Below are 19,245 nucleotides of genomic sequence, written 5' to 3' on the forward strand. Positions count from 1 at the left end.
TCAGTGTTTCCCTACCAGGACCCGATCCAGGCCATAGACCCGGTCGAGCAGAATCATGGTCACCGCGGTCAGGGCGATCACCAGGGCGGATACCGCGGCCATCATCGGGTCGATGGATTCGGTGGCGTAGACGTACATGCGCACCGGCAGGGTCTGGGTCGCCGGCGAGGTGACGAAGACCGACAGGGTCACTTCGTCGAAGCTGTTGATGAACGCCAGCAGCCAGCCGCCGGCGATGCCGGGCAGGATCATCGGCAGGGTGATCTGGCGGAACAGCGTCAGCCGGCTCGCCCCCAGCGACTCGGCGGCCTGCTCGGCGCTGCGGTCGATGCCGATGGCTGCGGCGATCACCAGGCGCAGCACGTACGGGGTGATCACCACCGTGTGCGCCAGCACCAGCCAGGTGAAGCTGCCGCTGACCCCCAGCAGGGCGAACAGGCGCAGCAGCGCGACCCCCAGCACCAGGTGCGGGATGATGATCGGCGAGAGGAACAGCACGTTGAGAAAGTCCCGCCCCGGGAACTGATAGCGCGTGATCGCCAGCCCCGCCGGCACCGCGATCAGCGTCGCCAGGGTGGCGGCGAGAAACGCCAGGCGCAGGCTGTTGTTGAACGCTTCGAGGAAATCCGCGCGCTCGAACACCGCCGCGAACCAGCGCAGGGAGAACCCGGCGCTGGGCAGGCTCAGGGTGTTCTCAGGGGTGAATGCCACCAGGCACACCACCACCAGCGGCGCGAGCATGAAGACCACCACCAGCGCGTGGAAGGTCAAGGCCAGAGGACCGTTCTTGGACATGATTCACCCCAGGGATTTCTTGTAGCGGCGTTCGATCATGCGGTTCCACGACAGCATGATCAGCAGGTTGACCAGCAGCAGCGCGATGGCGATGGTTGCGCCCATGGGCCAGTTCAGCTCGGCCAGGTACTGGTCGTACACCAGCGTGGCGACCATCTTCAGCCGCCGCCCGCCGAGCAGGCCGGGGATGGCGAAGGAGCTGGCGGCCAGGCCGAAGACGATCAGCGTGCCCGACAGCACCCCGGGCATGACCTGCGGCAGCACCACCAGGCGCATCACCTGGGCCTGGCTGGCGCCCAGCGACAGCGCGGCCTGCTCGGCGGCTGGGTCGAGCTTCTGCAGCGAGGTCCACACCGGGATGATCATGAACGGCAACATCACGTGGACCAGCGCGACGATCACCGCGAACGGCGTGTACAGCAGCTTCACCGGCGTGCCGCCCAAGGCCGCGATGGCATGGTTGACCAGCCCGTCGGCGCCCAGCAGCAGGCTCCAGCCAAAGGCCCGCACCACCACCGAGATCAGCAGCGGGGTGAGGATCACCACCAGGAACATCGAGCGCCAGGGCGTGCCCATGCGGCTGAGGATGTACGCCTCGGGCACGCCGATCACCACGCACAGCAGGGTCACCAGGGCGCTGATCCAGAAGGTGCGCCAGAAGATCTCGAGGAAGTAGCTGTCGCCCAGCAGGGCGATGTAGTGCTCCAGGGTCCAGGCATCGCCGCGGATGCCCACCTCGTAGTCGAACACGTTGAACGACAGCACCAGGGTCAGCAGCAGCGGCAGCACCAGCAGGGCGGCGAACAGCGCCAGTGCCGGGGCCGACAGCAGGTAGCCACGCAGGTCGCGGCGCGGCTTGGCGCGCCGCGCAGTGGGGGCGGCGATGGCGTTCATGCGCCCACCTCGTCGCTGGCCAGCACGCGCAGCAGTTCCGGTTGCCAGTCCAGGCCCACGTCCAGGCCTTCGCCCAGCGGCGCGCTGCCGTCGTTGCGGCGCACCACGGTGACTTCGCCCAGCGAGGTGCCGATGCGGTACAGCCACTGGCTGCCGAGGAAGTAGCGGGTCAGGATGCGCCCTTGCAGGCGGCCGTGGCCGGCGCCGAGCAAGTCGATCTTCTCCGGGCGCAGGCTCAGAGTCAGGCTGGCCTCGCGGGCGCCGTGCACCTGTGGGCGGCCATCGCCGTCGAGGCTGCCGGGCAACAGGTTGGCCTTGCCGACGAAGTCGGAGATGAAACGCGTGCGCGGGTGTTCGTAGAGGCGGTACGGCTCGTCGACCTGGGTGACGCGCCCGGCCTGCATCACCACCACGCGGTCGCTGATCGACAGCGCCTCGGCCTGGTCGTGGGTGACCATCAGCGTGGTGATGCCGACCGCGCTCTGGATGCGGCGGATCTCGAACTGCATCTCCTCGCGCAGGTTGGCGTCGAGGTTCGACAGCGGCTCGTCGAGCAGCAGCACCGGCGGCTCGATCACCAGCGCCCGGGCCAGGGCCACGCGCTGGCGCTGGCCACCGGAAAGCTCGCGAGGGTAGCGCTCGGCGTGCTGGTCCAGGCGCACCAGGGCCAACACTTCGGTGACCTTGCGTTGGATCTCGGCTTGCGGCTGCTTGCGCATGCGCAGGCCGAAGGCGACGTTGTCGGCCACGGTCATGTGCGGGAACAGCGCGTAGCTCTGGAACACCACGCCCAGGCCACGGCTGCTGGGCTTGGCATGGGTGATGTCGCGGCCATCGAGGAGAATGCGCCCGGCGCTGACCTCGACGAAGCCGGCGATCATTTGCAGGGTCGTGGTCTTGCCGCAGCCGGAGGGGCCGAGCAGTGAGACGAACTCGCCTTTTTCGATGGCAAGGTTGGTGGCGGCCACGGCGTCGATGGCGCCATAGCGTTTGGAGAGGTTTTCGAGGTGCAGAAAGGCCATGGCTGCGTTCCACCTGTCTTTATGGCGCGTGCTTGCGCGCTTGTTGTTGGGGCAGAGGCGAAGCGGGAAATCGGCTGCGGGCCTTGCCGGGCAAGGCCACCGGCGTGTTGTTCGATTTATCCCGGTGGACGCAGAGTAGGCCCAAGACTAGGATGGCCTCAATGGAGAATTTCACTGGGTTGAGTACTATTTTCAGTTTTATTCGTTGAATGAAATTAAAGTCAGGAATGCCGCAAATTGAATTCCGATAAACGAAATTTCGAGGAGCCTGGGGTCAGTGTGGTGTCGCGCCTGTTCGCCGTGTTGCGGGTGTTGGGCGAGGCGCCGGCCGATGGCATGCGGGTGAGCGAGCTGGCCGAGCAGGTGGGCCTGTCGCAGCCGACCACCCACCGCCTGGTGCGCAGCCTGGTGGAGGAGGGCATGGTCGAGCAGGACGCGCGCAGCAAGCGCTACCGCTTGAGCCTGGCGTTCTTCGCCTTGGCGGCGCGGGCCGGCAACAGCGGCAACCTGCGCGACCTGGTGCGGCCGAGCCTGTTGCGCTTGTCGGCGTCGCTGGGTGATTCGCTGTTCCTGCTGGCGCGCACGGGGTTCGACGCGGTGTGCCTGGACCGCAGCGAGGGGCCGTACCCGATCCGCACCTTCACCGGCGACATCGGTGGGCGCGTGGCCTTGGGCGTGGGGCAGGGGAGTCTGGCGATCCTGGCGTTCCTGCCGGAGGAGGAGCGCGAGACGGTGATCCGCCACAACCTGCCGCGGCTGCGGGATTTCCACCTGTACGACGAAGTGTTCCTGCGCGCCGAGGTGGATAACGTGCGGCGCCTGGGTTATGCCGCGCGCAATACCGGGGTGTTGCCGGGGATGGCCGGCTTGGCGGTGCCGATTCTGGATGGCAACGGGCATGCGGTGGCGGCGTTGAGCGTGGCGACCATCAGCGACCGGCTGGGGCCGGAGCGGTTGCCGATGGTGGTGGAATTGCTCAAGCGCGAGACGGCGGCGATCGGGCCGAAGATCAACCCGTTCGACCCGACGCTACGGCATCCGACGCGGGTGTTCGGCGAGTAGAGGTGCGGTGTTCGGGCGGGCCCTATCGCGGGGCGCGGTGTCAGGTACGGAACTGCTCCATCAACGCCTGTTGCTGGTTGGCCAGCCGGTTCAACGCCTGGCTGATCCGCGCCGATTCCTCGGCCTGCCCCGACAACGACTCGGTCACGTCACGAATCCCCGCCACGTTGCGGTTCACCTCCTCGGCCACCGCGCTCTGCTCTTCGGCCGCCGAGGCGATCTGCAGGTTCATGTCGCTGATCACCGCCACCGCCTCGCCAATGCGCTGCAATGCCGGCAGCGCCTGCTCCATGCGCGTGGCGCTGTCCTTGGCCTGGCGCTGGCCCTCGTGCATGGCGCCGACCACGTCGCGGGTGCCTTGCTGCAAGCCCTCGATCACCTGGCGAATCTCCTCCACCGACACCTGCGTGCGCTGGGCCAGGTTGCGCACCTCGTCGGCGACCACGGCGAAGCCGCGCCCGGCCTCGCCGGCCCGGGCCGCTTCGATGGCGGCGTTGAGCGCCAGCAGGTTGGTCTGCTCGGCGATCGCGCGGATGACCTCCAGCACCGAACCGATCTGCTCGCTGCGCCCGGCCAGCGAGCGCGCCTCGTCCATCGCCGCATCCATGCCGGCGGCCAGGCGGTCGATGGCCTCGCGGGTCGAGGCCACCAGTTGCAGGCCCTCTTCGCTGGCCAGGTCGGCCCCACGCGCGGCTTCGGCGGCCTGCGCGGCGTTGTGCGCCACGTCCTGGGCGGTGGCGCTCATCTCGTTGGCGGCGGTGGCGACTTGCTCGATCTCGCGGTGTTGCTGCTGCATGCCGGCGCTGGTCTGGCTGGCGATGGCGGCGGACTGGTCGGCGGTGCCACGGGCCTCGTGCAGCGAGCCCTTGACCTGGGCGATCACCGGCTGGAGTTTGTCGAGGAAGCGATTGAACCAGCCGCTGAGCAGGCCCAGTTCATCCTCGCGGGTGTGATCCAGGCGCCGGGTCAGGTCGCCTTCGCCGCTGGCGATGTCTTGCAGGCGCGCGGCCACCGCCAGGATCGGCCGGGTCACGCCACGGGCCATCAGCCACACCAGCAGCAAGCCGAGCACCGCGGCGCCCAGGCCAATCGACAGGCTGTGGACGTTGGCCTGCTGGTTGTCGCTGGCCAGGCGCTGGTTGAGGGTCATCGCCGGGGCGCGCAGCACCGCTTCCGGCAGCTCCAGCAGGACTTGCCAGGGCGCCGCGCCAGGGATTGGCGCGAACGGGCGTGAAACGCGCATCAGGCCGCTTTCCTGGCGTTCGATCGGCTGCCCGGCGCGCATCGGCGCCAGCAGCGCCTGGGCCCGGGGGCCGAGGGCCTGTTCCAAGGGCTTGCTCAGCTGGCTGGCATCCTGGCTGTGCCCGGCCAGCAGGCCGACGGGGCTGACGATGCTGACCTGGCCCTGGCCGTCGAACAGCTCCTTGCGCCCGTCCAGGCTCAGTTGCTGGAGGTTGTCCAGGCCGATGTCCAGGCCGACCACGCCGACCACCTTGCCGTTTTCCAGCAACGGCAGGGCGATGCTGGTCATCAGTACCTGCTGGCCGTTGACCTCGTCGAAGTACGGGTCGAGCACGCAGGCCTTGGCGGTTTCCTGCGGGCAGGTCAGCCAGCGGTTATAGGGCGAGCCGTTGGCGCCGAGGCGGGTGTCGGCGAGCATCGACTCGGGCATGGCCTCGTGCTCCAGCTGGCCGACGCTGGGCTGCGACCAGTACAGCGAGAAGCGTCCGCTCTCGTTGCTGCCCAACTCGGTATTGCCGGCGAAGCGGGCGTCCTGCTGGTCGAGGGCGTCGGGCTGGAACACCAGGTACAGGCCGATCAGGTCGGGGTTGCCGGCCAGGGCGGCTTCGGCCTGGGTGTTCAGCGCCGCGCGCAGGTCGTCGCCGCCGCGCGCCTTGAGCACCTGCACCAGGCGGGCGAAGCCGTTGCCGTACTGGTAGGCGTCCATGAAGTAGCGCTGGATGCGCAGCGCCTGGGTCTCGGCGTGGGCCTGCAAACGCAGGCGCGCGCTGTGGTCGAGCAACTCGGTGTTGGCCTTGAACACCTGCTCGGCGCTGCGCCGCGACTGGGTCAGCGAGGTAACCACCAGCACGGCGACGATCGCCAGCAGGCACAGGCCGGCGAGCAGGGTGATCTTCCACTGGATGGAGAGGCGGCGCAGCGACATGGGGCTTTCCTTCTCGATCATGGACAACGCCCGCGTTCAGGCGCGGGCGTTGTCGGCAGGGTGGTTCATTCGGCGGCGTAGCTGGGCGGGGCCACGCGGAAGGCCTTGGTCATCCAGGCCAGGTAGAGCGCGCCTAGCGCTGCCCAGACACCCCCGAACAGCAGCGAGTGGCCGTTCAGGTCGAGCCACAGCGAGACGATGATGCACAGGCCGATGGTCGGCAGCACCAGGTACTTCAGGTGGTTGGCCAGCCCTTGGCGATTGCCTTCGCGCAGGTAGCAGTGGTTGATCACCGACAGGTTGACGAAGCTAAAGGCCACCAGTGCGCCGAAGTTGATGATCGAGGTGGCGGTGACCAGGTCGAAGAAGATCGCCGACAGCGAAATCAACCCGACCACCAGGATGTTCACCACGGGGGTCTTGTAGCGCGGGTGCAGGCGGGCGAACACCCGCGCCGGGATCACGTTGTCCCGGCCCATCACGTACAACAGGCGCGATACGCTGGTTTGCGAGGCCAGGCCCGAGGCGATGGTGTTGATCACCGTGCAGGCGATGAAGATCGACTGGAACAGCTTGCCGCCAACGTACAAGGCGATTTCCGGCAGGGCCGCCTCCTGGTCGTGGAAGCGCGCCATGGTTGGGAAATAGGCCTGGATGAAGTAGGACACGGTGATGAAGATCAGGCCGCCGATCAGCGCGGTCAGGAAGATCGCCAGCGGGATGGTGCGGGCTGGGTTGCGGGTCTCCTCCGACAAGCAGGTCACCGCATCGAAGCCCAGGAACGAGAAGCACAGGATGGTCGCACCGGCGGCCAGGGCGTTGAGCTGGGTATGCTCGTCGGCGAACGGCGCCAGGCTCCAGGCGGTGCCCAGCCCTTCGCCCTGGTTCAGGCCGCGTATGCACAGGTAGATGAACACCGCGATGATCGCCACCTGCACGCCGACGAACAGCAGGTTGAAGTGCGCCACCAGCTTCACGCTGCGCACGTTGATCAGGCTGACCAGCGTGACGAAGCCGACCACCCAGGCCCACTCCGGCACCTCGGGGAACATCGCCGAGAGGTAGAGCTTGGCGAGCAGGGCATTGACCATCGGCAGCAGCAGGTAGTCCAGCAGCGACGACCAGCCGACCAGGAAGCCCACGTGCGGGTTGATGGCGCGCTGGGTGTAGGTGTACGCCGAGCCGGACTGCGGGAAGCGGCGGACCAGGATGCCGTAGCTCAGTGCGGTGAACAGGATGCCAGCCAGCGCCAGGATGTAGGCGCTGGGCACGTGCCCGGCGGTGATGCCGGAAACGATGCCGAAGGTGTCGAACACGGTCATCGGCGTGAGATAGGCCAGGCCGATGATGATCACGTGCCACAGGCGCAGGGTTTTCTGCAGTTGGCCGGTGCCAGGGGCGCTGTGGTCAGGCTGCATGCTGGCAAGGCTCCTGCTGGGCGGAAACGGCGGGCGAAGGGTATTGCGCGGACGGCATGGGCGAGCGGGCGGGCTCCATGTTGTTCACCTTTTATTGTTGGAGCGGGGTGGGTGATGAAAATAAAAAACGATGCCCTGATGTGTGTCAAGTTAAACATGACAAGATGTTACTGATTCGTAATTTTTATCGATAACTATTGCCTTTTTTGGCTTTTTTTTGCGCAGAGTTGCACCGTTTATCGATTTTCGTGTTTTAAAAAATTAACGGGTGACGCGATTGCCCAAGACCTCGTCGGCCTGTGGCGACGCCACACGGCAAGCAACAGTGCTACCCTTGCCGGCCCTGGGCGCGGCGATGGCTGCGGCCCATCACTACGGACAGCAATCGGTTCTATTCATGAAGAAATCAGTAGGCATCCTTTCCGGCCTGGCCATCGCCATCGCCGTCGCAACCACCGCTGGCGCCTGGTACACCGGCAAGCAGCTGCCTGGTGAACTGGAGCGCTCTGTCGCGCGCGGTAACGAGGAACTCAAGAAGGCCCTGGTCGGCACCGGCGGCAGCATGACCATCGAGCTGGTTTCGCTCGACCAGCGCCTCTTCACCAGCACCGCGCAATACCGCCTGAAGGCCAAGGACATCCAGGTGGGCGAAAGCGAGTCGCTGAACTTCGAAGTGGGCGTGCTCGACGACATCGAACATGGCCCGTTCCCCTGGTCGCGGGTCAAGGCGGGCAAGCTGATGCCGGTGCTGGCCACCAGCAACAGCGCCTTGCAGAAGGATGACTTCACCGCGCCCTGGTTCGCCGCCGCCGGCGACAAGGCGCCGGTCACCGGTCAGGTCAGCCTCGGCTACGACGGCAGTGTCGACAGCGATATCCGCCTGGCGCCGGTCACCCTCAAGGAAGACAACGGCAATACCCTGGACTTCACCGGCATGCAGTTGCTGCTCAGCGGCGACCGCGAAGGCAAGGCGGTGAAGATCCACGCGACCGCCGACAAGCTGGTGATGAACCTGGTCAGCGACGACCAGCCACCGGTGAAGCTCGACCTGGGCGGCTTCAAGATGGGCGGCGAGCTGGCCAGCACCGGCCATGACATGGTCTACGTCGGCCACCTCGACCTCTACCTGGGCGAAACCCAGGTCACCCTCGGGCCGAAGCAGGAAGTGCTGGTGCTCAAGGGGCTGGAGCAGAACAGCCTGTACAGCGCCGAAGGCGAAAACAAGCTGGGCGGTCGCCTGGCCTACAAGGTCTCGGACATCACCTACGCTGGCCGTGCCGTGGGCAGCGGGCAGATGGTGCTGACCATGAAGTCGCTGAACATTCCGGCCATGCAGTCGCTGATCGAGTGGTACCAGACCAAGCTGCCGCAACTGCAAGCCGCTGCCGCCGAGGGTCAGGAAGTGCCGGCCCTGGACATGACCCCGCAGGAGCAGGCGAAGGTCCAGGCCGACCTGCAGCAGTTGCTGGCCGACAAGCCGCAACTGGCTGTCGAAGACCTGTCGTTCAAGACCGCTAACGGCGAGAGCCGCTTCACCCTGGCGGTCGACCTGGCCAACCCGGCGTCCTTCGACCTGCCACCGGACCAGCTGGGCAAGCAACTGGTGAGCAAGCTGCAAGGCAAGCTGTCGGTGTCCAAGGCGATGGTCGGTGACCTGGCGACCCTGCAGGCGCTGCTCGATGGCCAGACCGATGCCCAGGCGATCGCGATGCAGTCCGGCCAGGCGGGTGAGATGCTCGGCATGATGGCGCTGCAAAGCGGCATGGCCACGGTGCAGGGCAATGACGTGGTGTCGAGCCTGCATTACGCCGATGGCATGGTCGATTTCAATGGCAAGAAGCTGACTGTCGAGGAGTTCGCCGTGCTCCTGAGCATGCGCCTGGCGGCGCTGTCGCCGCAGGGCTGACGTAGCGCGTCGGCCCCATCGCGGGGCAAGCCCGCTTCCACAGGTACCTGTGGGGGGGCTTGCTCCGCGATGGGGCTGGCACAGGCAACCCTGTCCAGCCCTCCCGCAAAAACCCCTTTTGCATTCCCCCGATTGTCTGTAGCCTTCGCCGTCCGATAATAATCCGCGCCCGCAGAGGGCCGTGATGGCCCGCCACGCCGGCCGTCCGGCACCATTAGCCGATCTGCCAGGGCCGGGTGATACACTCGACTGACGCGCATGCAGGCCCAGCGATCATGACCCAGATTTCCGAACGCCTCCTGGTTCAAGCCCACCTTGACGCCAAGCAGCCCATCACCCTGACGCCCGCGCAGGAGGCTGAATACCGTGCAGCCATCGCTGCCGAGCTCAAGGCCCAGAACGCCGTTCTGGTCGCCCACTACTACTGCGACCCGATCATCCAGGCGCTGGCCGAGGAGACCGGCGGTTGCGTCTCCGACTCCCTGGAAATGGCCCGCTTCGGCAAAAACCACCCAGCCAGCACCGTGGTGGTCGCCGGCGTGCGTTTCATGGGCGAGACGGCGAAGATCCTCACGCCTGAAAAGCGCGTGCTGATGCCCACCCTGGAGGCGACCTGCTCGCTCGACCTGGGCTGCCCGGTGGAGGAGTTCTCGGCGTTCTGCGACCAGCACCCGGAGCGCACGGTGGTGGTCTACGCCAACACGTCCGCGGCGGTGAAGGCGCGTGCCGACTGGGTGGTGACCTCCAGCTGCGCCCTGGAGATCGTCGAAAGCCTGATGGACAACGGCGAGACCATCATCTGGGGCCCGGACCAGCACCTGGGCCGCTACATCCAGAAGCAGACCGGTGCCGACATGCTGCTGTGGGACGGCGCCTGCATCGTCCACGAGGAGTTCAAGTCGCGGCAACTGGCCGACATGAAGGCGCTGTACCCGGAGGCGGCGATCCTGGTGCACCCGGAGTCGCCCGAGGCGGTGATCGAGCTGGCCGACGCGGTGGGTTCCACCAGCCAGTTGATCAAGGCCGCGCAGACCCTGCCGAACAAGACCTTCATCGTCGCCACCGACCGCGGCATCTTCTACAAGATGCAGCAGCTGTGCCCGGACAAGGCATTCGTCGAGGCGCCGACCGCCGGCAACGGCGCGGCCTGCCGCAGTTGCGCGCACTGCCCGTGGATGGCCATGAATACCCTTGAGCGCACGCTGGACTGCCTGCGCAAGGGCAGCAACGAGATTTTCGTGGAGCCGGCATTGATTCCGCGGGCGATCAAGCCGCTGAACCGCATGCTGGATTTCACCCAGGCGGCGCGCTTGAAGTTGTCGGGCAACGCCTGAGCGGAATGTGAAAGGGGCTGCACAGCAGCCCCTGTTCATATCAACGCATCATGTCCTTGACCATGCGCTGCTGTTCCAGAATCTCCCGCTGACGCTGGTCGATCTGCGCAGCCAACGGGAAATTGCTCCCCGCCCGGCGCTTGGCGAAATCCAACTGTTGCACCGCCTGGTCGAAATCCCCCACCAGGGTGAAATATTCCGCGCGCGCGCGGTGCAAGCCGATGGTATTGCCCGACAGCCCGCGCACCTCGGCCACGTCGTACCACACGTCCGGGTCGTCTGGGCGGTTCTTCACCAGGTCATCCAATACCTTCTCCGCTTCAGCCGGCTTGCCTTGCTTGACCAGCAAGTCGGCGCGCACCTGTTTCAGTGGATAGTTGCCCGGGTACAGCCCCTGCAGGCGGGCGACCCGTTGCTGGGCGTCGGCCAGGCGGTTGTTGGTGATATCCAGGTCGATCTGCGCCAGGTTGTAGGTGATGTCGTTGGGCGCCTTGGCCAGCAGCGGCTTCAGGTTCTCGCGCGCTTCGTTGAGTTGGCCGCCCTTGATCTGCGCCAGGGCCAGGCCATAGCGCGCGGCATCGAGGTTGGGGTTCTCGTCGAGCTGGGCGCGGAAACGCTTGGCCGCCAGCCCTGGCGTGCCTTCGTAGGTGAGTGCCACGCGGGCGCGGATCAGTTGGTAGCGCTGGCTGTCCTCGACGCCGCCCTTGGGCGCCTGCTCGGCGCGGTTGCGGGTGTCGGCGATACGCGATTCGGTGACCGGGTGGGTCAGCAGGAATTCCGGCGGCTTGGCGTCATAGCGGTACTGGCGGGCCAGGCGTTCGAACATCGACGGCATGTTGCGCGGGTCGTAGCCGGCCTTTTCCAGGTTCTGGATGCCGATGCGGTCGGCCTCCTGTTCGTTCTGCCGGGAAAAGCGCCGCTGCTCCTGGATGGCCGCGGCCTGGGTGCCGGCGATCACGCCGATGCCGGCGTCACCGCCACCGCCGGCGGCCAGCACGATACCGGCCAGCAGCGCTGCCATCATCGGCAACTGCATGCGTTGCTGGGCCTCGACGCCGCGGGCGAAGTGGCGTTGGGAAAGGTGCGCGAGTTCGTGGGCCAGCACCGAGGCGTACTCGCCTTCGGTCTGGGCATTGAGGAACAAGCCGCCGTTGACCCCGACGATGCCACCTGGCGCGGCGAAGGCGTTGAGCTCGCGGCTGTCGATCAGGATGAACTCCAGACGCCGGTCCTGCAGCTGGCTGGTTTCGGCCAGCTTGTACACGCTGGTCTCGACGTAATCCTTGAGCTGTGGGTCGTTGAGCTGGTTGACCTGGCCGCGCAGCAGGCTCAGCCAGGCGCGACCGAGCTGGTGCTCCTGCTGCGGGGAAACGATCGCGGAGCTGGCGTCGCCCAACGACGGCAAGTCGTCGGCGTGGCCGGGGAGGGCCATCAGGCAGGCCAGCGCCAGCAGGGTGGGGCGCAGTAGATTCATGCATGAAGCTCGCGTCGATCAAAGAGGCTTACTGTAGCCCGCTCACACGTGGGCGACCAGTGGCGGTATCCTACGAGACTTGTCTGCAATGCACTGTTGCCCCGCCAGGAGACTTCCGGATGATTGACACCCCGACCTGCGACGCCGAACTCGACGCCAGCGGGCTGAACTGCCCCTTGCCGCTGCTCAAGGCGAAAATGGAGCTCAACCGGCTGGCCAGTGGCGCGGTGCTCAAGGTGATCGCCACCGACGCCGGTTCCCAGCGCGACTTCCGCACCTTTGCCCAGCTCGCCGGTCATACGCTGCTGCGTGAAACGGCCGATGCCGGGGTGTACACCTACTGGCTGCGCAAGGCCTGAGTCTTTTTCCAAGGATCTTCAATGTTCAAAGTGCTTCGCGACTGGATGCAGCGCTACTTCTCCGACGAAGAGGCGGTGGTGCTCGCGGTCTTGCTGTTCCTGGCCTTCACTGTGGTGCTGACGCTCGGCGGCATGCTCGCGCCGGTGCTGGCGGGCATGGTCCTGGCCTTCCTGATGCAGGGGCTGGTCAACGCCCTGGAGCGCTTCAAGGTGCCGACGCGGGTGGCCGTGTGGCTGGTGTTCACCCTGTTCATGGGCGCGCTGGCGGTGTTCCTGCTGGTGCTGGTGCCGCTGCTCTGGCACCAGCTGATCACCCTGTTCAACGAGCTGCCGGGCATGCTTGGCAAGTGGCAGTCGCTGTTGCTGCTGTTGCCGGAGCGCTACCCCCACCTGGTGTCGGACGAGCAGGTGCTGCGTGCCATCGAGTCGGTGCGTGGGGAAATAGGCAAGTTCGGCCAATGGGCGCTGACTTTCTCGCTGTCGAGCCTGCCGCTGCTGGTGGGGGCGATGATCTACCTGGTGCTGGTGCCGATCCTGGTGTTCTTCTTCCTCAAGGACCGCGAGCTGATCGGCCGCTGGGTCAGCGGCTATCTGCCGCGTGAGCGCACCCTGCTGACGCGGGTGGGCGACGAGATGAACCGGCAGATCGCCAATTACATCCGCGGCAAGGGCATCGAGATCCTGATCTGCGGCATCGCCACCTACATCGCCTTCATCACCCTGGGGCTGAACTACGCGGCCTTGCTGGCGCTGCTGGTGGGGCTGTCGGTGGTGGTGCCCTACGTCGGGGCGGTGGTGGTGACGGTGCCGGTGACGCTGATCGCGCTGTTCCAGTGGGGCTGGGGCGATCAGTTCATCTACCTGATGGCGGTGTACGCGATCATTCAGGCGCTGGATGGCAACGTGCTGGTGCCGCTGCTGTTCTCCGAGGCAGTGAGTCTGCATCCGGTGGCGATCATCTGCGCGGTGTTGCTGTTTGGCGGGCTGTGGGGGTTCTGGGGGATCTTCTTCGCCATTCCGCTGGCGACGCTGTTCAAGGCGGTTTTGGATGCCTGGCCGCGGCAGGAGCCGAGCGTGGCGCCGATGCTCTAGGGGCGATGGGCCGCGCGCAGCGGCCCCTTCGTTCTCAACCTTTATTCAGCGCCTGTGCCGCCGCCAGCACCGCATCCACGTGCCCTGGCACCTTCACCCCACGCCATTCCTGGCGCAGCACACCGTCCTTGTCGATCAGGAAGGTGCTGCGGTCCACGCCCAGGTATTCCTTGCCATACAGCTTCTTCAGCTTGATCACGTCGAACAGCTGGCACAGGGCCTCGTCCTTGTCGCTGATCAGCTCGAAGGTGAAGCCCTGCTTGGCCTTGAAGTTCTCGTGCGACTTGAGGCCATCGCGCGACACGCCGAACACCACGGTGTTGGCCGCCTGGAACGCCGCGTGCTGGTCGCGGAAGCCCTGGCCTTCGGTGGTGCAGCCCGGGGTGCTGTCCTTGGGGTAGAAGTACAGCACCACCTGCTGCCCCTTCAGGTCGGCGAGGCTGACCGCCTGGCCGCTGGTGGCCTGGGCCTGGAAATCGGCGACGGGTTGGTCGAGTGCTACGGCCATGAGGGTTTCCTTACACGGGGTTCTGTGGGCGCCACGGTTCGATCAGCGCATCCAGGTTCAGGGCATCGGCGAAGTCCAGGAACTGGTCGCGCAGCCAGCTGATCTGGGTGCCGGCCGGCAGGATCACGGTGAACTGGGCGTTGAGCATGCTGCTGCCGGTCTGCGGCGCCAGGTAGGTGTCGCAGGTCATGCTCTCCAGCTCGACGCGGTGGTCGAGGAAGAACTGGCACAGCTCGTTGATGATGTCCGGGCGGTAGGCGGCGCTGACGTAGGCCACGTAGGGCAGGGCCTGCGGGCGCACTTCCTGGTCGGCGCTGCGCACCACGTCCAGGGTCAGGCCGTGTTTCTTGCCCAGGCCCGGCAGGGTGGCTTCGAGACGGGCCAGGGCATCCCAGCTGCCGCCGACCTGCAGCACCAGTGCGCTGGTCTCGCCGTGGCGGGACAGGCGCGAGGTGACCACCGCGCAGCGGTTGTCGAAGGCGGCGCGGCTTAATACGTTGGCAAGCTCCATGGGGTTGGGCCCCAGGGCGCTGATGACGAGGAACTGTTCGCGGACGGTGGCGGTGGACATGCAGCATTCCTAAAGCGATGAGCGGTCGGCGCGGGACGGGTCGAGCCTGCGCGGCACCAGGGCCTGCAGGGGCCATGGGCACGGGCGTGCAACACTGTCGACGGCCCGGCGGGCCGCGTTGCGCCGATCAAAGGATCAAGGGTAGCGAAAAGCGGCGCCGAGGGGAATGCTCCGCCCGCCAGCTTCGCTTGTGCAAGGCCGAAGGCGCCAGTACCATTACCGCTCTCTTTTTCCGGCAGGAGCAGTTACATGATCGCGGGCAGTATGGTGGCATTGGTCACACCCATGGATGCACAAGGGCGTCTGGACTGGGACAGCCTCGATAAACTTGTAGACTTCCACCTGGAAAAGGGCACCCACGCGATCGTTGCTGTCGGCACCACCGGTGAATCCGCCACACTGACCGTCGAAGAACACATCCAGGTCATCGAGCGCGTGGTCAAGCGCGTCGCTGGCCGCATCCCGGTCATCGCCGGCACCGGCGCCAACTCCACCGCCGAAGCCGTGCACCTGACCCAGAACGCCAAGAGCGCCGGTGCCGACGCCTGCCTGCTGGTGGTGCCGTACTACAACAAGCCGACCCAGGAAGGCCTGTACCAGCACTTCAAGCACATCGCCGAAGCCGTCGACATCCCGCAGATCCTCTACAACGTGCCCGGCCGCACCTCCTGCGACATGCAGGCCGAGACCGTGATCCGCCTGTCCACCGTGCCGAACATCATCGGCATCAAGGAAGCCACCGGCGACCTGGCCCGCGCCAAGGCGATCATCGACGGCGTGAGCGAGGACTTCATCGTCATGTCCGGCGATGATCCGACCGCTGTCGAGCTGATCCTGCTGGGCGGCAAGGGCAACATCTCCGTCACCGCCAACGTCGCCCCGCGCGAAATGGCCGATCTGTGCGAGGCCGCCCTTGAGGGCAATGCCGAGAAGGCCCGCGCGATCCACGAAAAACTCATGCCGCTGCACAAAGACCTGTTCTGCGAAGCCAACCCGATCCCGGTGAAATGGGCGCTGGTGGAAATGGGCCTGATGCACAAGGGTATTCGCCTGCCGCTGACCTGGCTGAGCGAAGGTTGTCACGAAAAAGTCCGTACTGCCTTGCGCCAGTCCGGCGTACTGGTTTAATCGAGGAAGTACACCGCATGAAGCGACTGGCTGGTCTTTCCGCCCTTGCCCTGATCATTTCCAGCACCAGCGGTTGCGGCTGGCTGTGGGGCGAAGAGGGTTATTTCCGCGACCGCGGCAGCGATTACCTGCAGGCCCAACCGACGGCGGCCATGCAGCTGCCGCCGGGCGCCACCAACGTCAAGCGCATGGACCCGCTGCTGCCGATCCCGCGTAACGTCGCCGACGACCACGCCACCGGCGAGTTCGAGGTGCCGCGCCCGCTGCCGCTGTCGGCCAGTGCCGACGTCAGCAACTTCACCTTGCAGCGCAGCGGCAGCAGCCGCTGGGTGCTGGCCCAGCGCTCGCCGGCGGAAGTCTGGCCGGTGGCCCGCCAGTACTTCGAGGACAACGGTTTCCGCATTGCTGAAGAACGCCCGCAGACCGGTGAGTTCAACACCACCTGGCAGCGTTTCGACGAGCTCTCCGCCTCGCTCGGCCAGCGCCTGGCGAGCACCGCCTCGAGCCCCAACAGTGAAGTGCGGGTGCGTGTGCGCATGGAGCCCGGCGTGCAGCGCAACACTTCCGAAGTGTACGTGGTCAGCGTCGAGCGCCCGGCCGGCAGCAGCGCCGAGCCTGATTTCCCGTCCACCTCCAGCAACACCGGCACCGACGCGCTGCTGGTCGACGAGCTGCTGGCCAGCATGAACCGCAGCGCCGAGAAGGGCGGTTCGGTCTCGCTGCTGGCCGCGCGCGACTTCGACGCGCCGAGCCAGGTCAGCCTGAGCGAGGACGGTAGCGGCAACCCGGTGCTGTACCTGGGCGCCGACCTGGACCGCGCCTGGTCCAGCGTGGGCCGCGCCCTGGAGCAGGGCGAGTGGCGGGTTGAGGACATCAACCGCAGCCTGGGCCTGTACTACATCAACCTGTCCGAGAAACCCGAGGACAAAAAAGAGCCGGGCTTCTTCAGCCGCCTGTTCGGCAGCGAGCCGACCAAGGAAGAGCGTGAAGCGCGTGCCGAGCGTTACCAGGTACGCCTGAGCAAGGTGGGCGAGAACGTCCAGGTCACCGTGGAGAAGAACATCAACACCGTGGCCCCGGCCGATGTGGCCCGCCGCGTGCTGAGCGCCATCCAGGACCGTCTGGGCTAAGTGCGCTTCGCGGTACTCGGAAGCGGCAGCCAGGGAAACGGCACGCTGATCGCCAGTGATGACACCTGTGTCCTGGTCGACTGCGGTTTTTCCCTGCGCGAGACCGAGCGGCGCCTGGCGCTGCTCGGGGTATCGCCCACGCAACTGAACGCGGTGCTGGTGACCCACGAACATGCCGACCATGTGCATGGCGTCGGGTTGCTGGCGCGGCGCTACAATGTACCGGTCTACCTCAGCCAGGGCACCTTGCGCGGCATGCGCAAGCCGGTGGAGGTGGCCGGTTTTCTCGGTTGTGGCGACACCTTGAGCATCGGCAGCCTGCAAGTCAGCGCCGCGCGGGTCGAGCACGACGCGCTGGAGCCCTTGCAGTACGTGTTCAGCGACGGGCGCCGGCGTTTCGGCATGCTCACCGACCTGGGCTCGTTCGACGCACGCCTGCTGGCGCGCTACCAGGGCCTGGATGCGCTACTGATCGAGGCCAACCATTGCCGTGACCTGCTGGCGCGCGGGCACTACCCGTACTTCCTCAAGCAGCGGGTCGGCGGCAACCAAGGGCATTTGAACAACCACCAGGCCGCCAGCCTGGTGGCCGAGCTGGGCTGGCAGCACCTGCAACACCTGGTGCTGGCTCACCTCAGCAGCAAGAACAACCTGCCACAACTGGCCCGTCAGTGCTTCGTCGACACCTTGGGGTGCGACCCGGACTGGCTCCAGGTGGCGAATCAGGAACACGGGCTCGACTGGCGCGAAATCGCCTAGCCCACACCACTCAAGCAAGCGGAGCCCATCATGGAAAAACGCGAAGAACTCTACCGCGGCAAGGCCAAATCGGTTTACAAGACCGACGACGCCGACCGCTTGATCCTGCTGTTCCGTAACGACACCTCGGCGTTCGACGGCAAGCGCATCGAGCAGCTCGACCGCAAGGGCATGGTGAACAACAAGTTCAACGCTTTCATCATGCAAAAACTCGAAGCGGCCGGTATCCCGACCCAGTTCGACACACTGCTGGGCGACAACGAATGCCTGGTCAAGAAGCTCGACATGATCCCGGTCGAGTGCGTGGTGCGTAACTACGCCGCCGGCAGCCTGGTCAAGCGTCTGGGCGTCGAGGAAGGCATCCAGCTGTCGCCGTCGACCTTCGAGCTGTTCCTGAAGAACGACGAGAAGGGCGACCCCTTCATCAACGAATCCCACGTCGTCGCCTTCGGCTGGGGCACCGCCGAGCAACTGGCCGAGATGAAGAAGCTGTCGCTGAAGGTCAACGAAGTGCTGACCCAGCTGTTCGACGACGCCGGCCTGCTGCTGGTCGACTTCAAGCTGGAATTCGGCGTGTTCCACGGCCAGATCGTCCTGGGCGACGAGTTCAGCCCCGATGGCTGCCGCCTGTGGGACAAGGAAACCCGCAAGAAGATGGACAAGGACCGCTTCCGCCAGGGCCTGGGCGACGTGATCGAAGCCTACGAAGAAGTCGCCAAGCGCCTGGGCGTGCCGCTGTAAGCGGCGCGTTCACGCAAGCGCCTGATACCACGCGAATTTTTTGAAAATAAGGGTTTGCGTTTCAAGAAATCGCTGGTATGATGCGCGCCACTGGAGAGATGCCGGAGTGGTCGAACGGGACGGATTCGAAATCCGTTGTACTGGCAACAGTACCTAGGGTTCAAATCCCTATCTCTCCGCCATTCATATGAAGCACGAAACCCCTGATTTCTGAGAAGAAGTCAGGGGTTTTGTGTTTTGAGCGCAGCGTTTATGACAAAGCCGCCGCCGTCCAGCCCTCTGTAGGCTGCCTATTGCGTCTTGAACTCTATCCCTTGGTACTCCGTTCGACCCGGGCGGCCAAGCCGTCGACGGATTTTCGAACGTCGACGGGTTGGGCAGTTACGCTTTTCGACGTTGGCGTCGGGGCGCATCGTGCTCGGCGGGCCGAGAAAAGAAATCAGCAGCGCAGCATCTGCGATCAACTGAGCGCTTTGCATGTGGGCTTCATGGAGTGCTTACGATGATGGTAGGTTTTCCAACATGAAACCGGCAGGAGAGCACTTTTGCAGAGCCTTGAAATTGTTCCGCGCTTGCTTCCTGAAGTACGCTCAGGAAGAAAACAACATACGATTCGTTGGCGTGAACGCAACGTGGTTCCCGGCCCGATGCTGTATGTGAATTCGGAGAATAGCTGCGACACGCTGGTCGTGTGGGTCACTCAAGTAGAAACGATGCCGCTTCGTTCCGTTGCACGTTATCTCAACAGAACAGGAGAGTGGCCCGACCCTGTATTGTTGGAGGGAATGCGTGAGCACTATCCAGAAATCAACCTCGATTCAGAGGTTGAGGTGATACATCACTTTACGCCCGGCAGCCGCCAAAGCTAAGTGCAACACCTGATCT

Annotated in this window: 18 protein-coding genes, 1 tRNA gene and 1 pseudogene; 11 read left to right on the forward strand and 9 right to left on the reverse strand. The window is 65.4% G+C overall.

The window, feature by feature from the left end:
• Genes P0Y43_RS20195 through P0Y43_RS20205 form a run of 3 tightly spaced genes read right to left on the reverse strand, consistent with a single transcriptional unit; the run spans position 1 to position 2,711 of the window.
• Complete coding sequence (locus P0Y43_RS20195; RefSeq protein ID WP_275639037.1) at positions 1–795, reverse strand: ABC transporter permease; 795 nt, start codon at positions 793–795, stop codon at positions 1–3.
• 3 nt (positions 796–798) lie between these two features.
• Positions 799–1,689: an ABC transporter permease gene (locus P0Y43_RS20200; protein WP_275639038.1), complete on the reverse strand. Its 891-nt coding sequence runs from the start codon at positions 1,687–1,689 to the stop codon at positions 799–801.
• Positions 1,686–2,711: an ABC transporter ATP-binding protein gene (locus P0Y43_RS20205; protein WP_275639039.1), complete on the reverse strand. Its 1,026-nt coding sequence runs from the start codon at positions 2,709–2,711 to the stop codon at positions 1,686–1,688. The genes P0Y43_RS20200 and P0Y43_RS20205 overlap by 4 nt, the downstream gene beginning before the upstream one ends.
• A gap of 237 nt (positions 2,712–2,948) precedes the next feature.
• Here P0Y43_RS20205 and P0Y43_RS20210 point away from each other — a divergent pair, with 237 nt between their 5' ends.
• On the forward strand, positions 2,949–3,773 hold the full coding sequence (locus tag P0Y43_RS20210; RefSeq protein WP_275639040.1) for an IclR family transcriptional regulator: 825 nt from the start codon (positions 2,949–2,951) through the stop codon (positions 3,771–3,773).
• Between the two features lie 40 nt (positions 3,774–3,813).
• Here P0Y43_RS20210 and P0Y43_RS27125 read toward each other — a convergent pair whose 3' ends face one another.
• The 3 genes and pseudogenes from P0Y43_RS27125 to P0Y43_RS20220 form a co-directional block, all read right to left on the reverse strand.
• Positions 3,814–4,569, reverse strand: coding sequence for a methyl-accepting chemotaxis protein (locus P0Y43_RS27125; protein WP_430540270.1), 756 nt, complete (start codon positions 4,567–4,569; stop codon positions 3,814–3,816).
• Between the two features lie 102 nt (positions 4,570–4,671).
• Positions 4,672–5,961, reverse strand: a pseudogene (locus tag P0Y43_RS27130) (HAMP domain-containing protein); the annotation flags it as partial.
• Positions 5,962–6,005: 44 nt separating this feature from the next.
• Positions 6,006–7,358: an APC family permease gene (locus P0Y43_RS20220; RefSeq protein ID WP_275639042.1), complete on the reverse strand. Its 1,353-nt coding sequence runs from the start codon at positions 7,356–7,358 to the stop codon at positions 6,006–6,008.
• Between the two features lie 397 nt (positions 7,359–7,755).
• Here P0Y43_RS20220 and P0Y43_RS20225 point away from each other — a divergent pair, with 397 nt between their 5' ends.
• A complete protein-coding gene (locus tag P0Y43_RS20225; RefSeq protein ID WP_275639043.1) occupies positions 7,756–9,264 on the forward strand; it encodes a YdgA family protein in 1,509 nt (502 codons plus the stop codon).
• 275 nt (positions 9,265–9,539) lie between these two features.
• Entirely contained in the window at positions 9,540–10,598 is a 1,059-nt protein-coding gene (gene nadA, locus P0Y43_RS20230; protein ID WP_275639044.1) for a quinolinate synthase NadA, read from the forward strand.
• A gap of 40 nt (positions 10,599–10,638) precedes the next feature.
• Here the strand turns inward: nadA and P0Y43_RS20235 are convergent, their stop codons facing one another.
• Entirely contained in the window at positions 10,639–12,072 is a 1,434-nt protein-coding gene (locus P0Y43_RS20235; RefSeq protein WP_275639045.1) for a M48 family metalloprotease, read from the reverse strand.
• Between the two features lie 119 nt (positions 12,073–12,191).
• Here P0Y43_RS20235 and P0Y43_RS20240 point away from each other — a divergent pair, with 119 nt between their 5' ends.
• Both P0Y43_RS20240 and P0Y43_RS20245 read left to right on the forward strand, forming a co-directional pair.
• Entirely contained in the window at positions 12,192–12,431 is a 240-nt protein-coding gene (locus tag P0Y43_RS20240) for a sulfurtransferase TusA family protein (protein WP_275639046.1), read from the forward strand.
• A gap of 21 nt (positions 12,432–12,452) precedes the next feature.
• Positions 12,453–13,523, forward strand: a complete 1,071-nt coding sequence (locus P0Y43_RS20245; RefSeq protein WP_275639047.1) for an AI-2E family transporter — start codon at positions 12,453–12,455, stop codon at positions 13,521–13,523.
• A 34-nt stretch (positions 13,524–13,557) separates the two neighbouring features.
• Here the strand turns inward: P0Y43_RS20245 and P0Y43_RS20250 are convergent, their stop codons facing one another.
• The gene (locus tag P0Y43_RS20250; protein ID WP_275639048.1) at positions 13,558–14,031 is read right to left on the reverse strand and encodes a peroxiredoxin; all 474 of its coding nucleotides are present in this window, start codon (positions 14,029–14,031) and stop codon (positions 13,558–13,560) included.
• Between the two features lie 10 nt (positions 14,032–14,041).
• A complete protein-coding gene (locus P0Y43_RS20255) occupies positions 14,042–14,602 on the reverse strand; it encodes a glycine cleavage system protein R (protein ID WP_275639049.1) in 561 nt (186 codons plus the stop codon).
• Positions 14,603–14,851: 249 nt separating this feature from the next.
• Between P0Y43_RS20255 and dapA the strand changes: the two genes are divergently transcribed.
• The 6 genes from dapA to P0Y43_RS20285 all read left to right on the forward strand — a co-directional run bounded on the left by dapA (position 14,852) and on the right by P0Y43_RS20285 (position 19,229).
• Positions 14,852–15,730 carry a 4-hydroxy-tetrahydrodipicolinate synthase gene (gene dapA, locus P0Y43_RS20260; RefSeq protein WP_275639050.1) on the forward strand — a complete coding sequence of 293 codons (879 nt, stop codon included), beginning with the start codon at positions 14,852–14,854 and terminating at the stop codon, positions 15,728–15,730.
• 17 nt (positions 15,731–15,747) lie between these two features.
• The gene (gene bamC / locus P0Y43_RS20265) at positions 15,748–16,860 is read left to right on the forward strand and encodes an outer membrane protein assembly factor BamC (RefSeq protein ID WP_275639051.1); all 1,113 of its coding nucleotides are present in this window, start codon (positions 15,748–15,750) and stop codon (positions 16,858–16,860) included.
• Positions 16,861–17,619, forward strand: a complete 759-nt coding sequence (locus P0Y43_RS20270) for an MBL fold metallo-hydrolase (protein WP_275639052.1) — start codon at positions 16,861–16,863, stop codon at positions 17,617–17,619. It begins immediately after the preceding gene.
• Positions 17,620–17,649: 30 nt separating this feature from the next.
• Entirely contained in the window at positions 17,650–18,360 is a 711-nt protein-coding gene (gene purC, locus P0Y43_RS20275) for a phosphoribosylaminoimidazolesuccinocarboxamide synthase (protein WP_275639053.1), read from the forward strand.
• A 92-nt stretch (positions 18,361–18,452) separates the two neighbouring features.
• Positions 18,453–18,542 (forward strand) — tRNA-Ser (locus P0Y43_RS20280).
• Positions 18,543–18,905: 363 nt separating this feature from the next.
• A complete protein-coding gene (locus tag P0Y43_RS20285; protein ID WP_275639054.1) occupies positions 18,906–19,229 on the forward strand; it encodes an ASCH domain-containing protein in 324 nt (107 codons plus the stop codon).
• The last annotated feature ends 16 nt before the right edge of the window (positions 19,230–19,245 follow it).

Source organism: Pseudomonas entomophila, from assembly GCF_029193575.1.
In the GTDB taxonomy this organism is placed as follows: domain Bacteria; phylum Pseudomonadota; class Gammaproteobacteria; order Pseudomonadales; family Pseudomonadaceae; genus Aquipseudomonas; species Aquipseudomonas entomophila_G.

Coding starts and splice junctions, on each gene's coding strand:
- P0Y43_RS20255 (WP_275639049.1), bottom strand. CDS start 14,602: ATGTCCACCGCCACCGTCCGCGAACAGTTCCTCGTCATCAGCGCCCTG.
- dapA (WP_275639050.1), top strand. CDS start 14,852: ATGATCGCGGGCAGTATGGTGGCATTGGTCACACCCATGGATGCACAA.
- nadA (WP_275639044.1), top strand. CDS start 9,540: ATGACCCAGATTTCCGAACGCCTCCTGGTTCAAGCCCACCTTGACGCC.
- P0Y43_RS20220 (WP_275639042.1), bottom strand. CDS start 7,358: ATGCAGCCTGACCACAGCGCCCCTGGCACCGGCCAACTGCAGAAAACC.
- P0Y43_RS20225 (WP_275639043.1), top strand. CDS start 7,756: ATGAAGAAATCAGTAGGCATCCTTTCCGGCCTGGCCATCGCCATCGCC.
- purC (WP_275639053.1), top strand. CDS start 17,650: ATGGAAAAACGCGAAGAACTCTACCGCGGCAAGGCCAAATCGGTTTAC.
- P0Y43_RS20250 (WP_275639048.1), bottom strand. CDS start 14,031: ATGGCCGTAGCACTCGACCAACCCGTCGCCGATTTCCAGGCCCAGGCC.
- P0Y43_RS27125 (WP_430540270.1), bottom strand. CDS start 4,569: ATGCAGCAGCAACACCGCGAGATCGAGCAAGTCGCCACCGCCGCCAAC.
- P0Y43_RS20195 (WP_275639037.1), bottom strand. CDS start 795: ATGTCCAAGAACGGTCCTCTGGCCTTGACCTTCCACGCGCTGGTGGTG.
- P0Y43_RS20235 (WP_275639045.1), bottom strand. CDS start 12,072: ATGAATCTACTGCGCCCCACCCTGCTGGCGCTGGCCTGCCTGATGGCC.
- P0Y43_RS20245 (WP_275639047.1), top strand. CDS start 12,453: ATGTTCAAAGTGCTTCGCGACTGGATGCAGCGCTACTTCTCCGACGAA.
- P0Y43_RS20240 (WP_275639046.1), top strand. CDS start 12,192: ATGATTGACACCCCGACCTGCGACGCCGAACTCGACGCCAGCGGGCTG.
- bamC (WP_275639051.1), top strand. CDS start 15,748: ATGAAGCGACTGGCTGGTCTTTCCGCCCTTGCCCTGATCATTTCCAGC.
- P0Y43_RS20200 (WP_275639038.1), bottom strand. CDS start 1,689: ATGAACGCCATCGCCGCCCCCACTGCGCGGCGCGCCAAGCCGCGCCGC.
- P0Y43_RS20205 (WP_275639039.1), bottom strand. CDS start 2,711: ATGGCCTTTCTGCACCTCGAAAACCTCTCCAAACGCTATGGCGCCATC.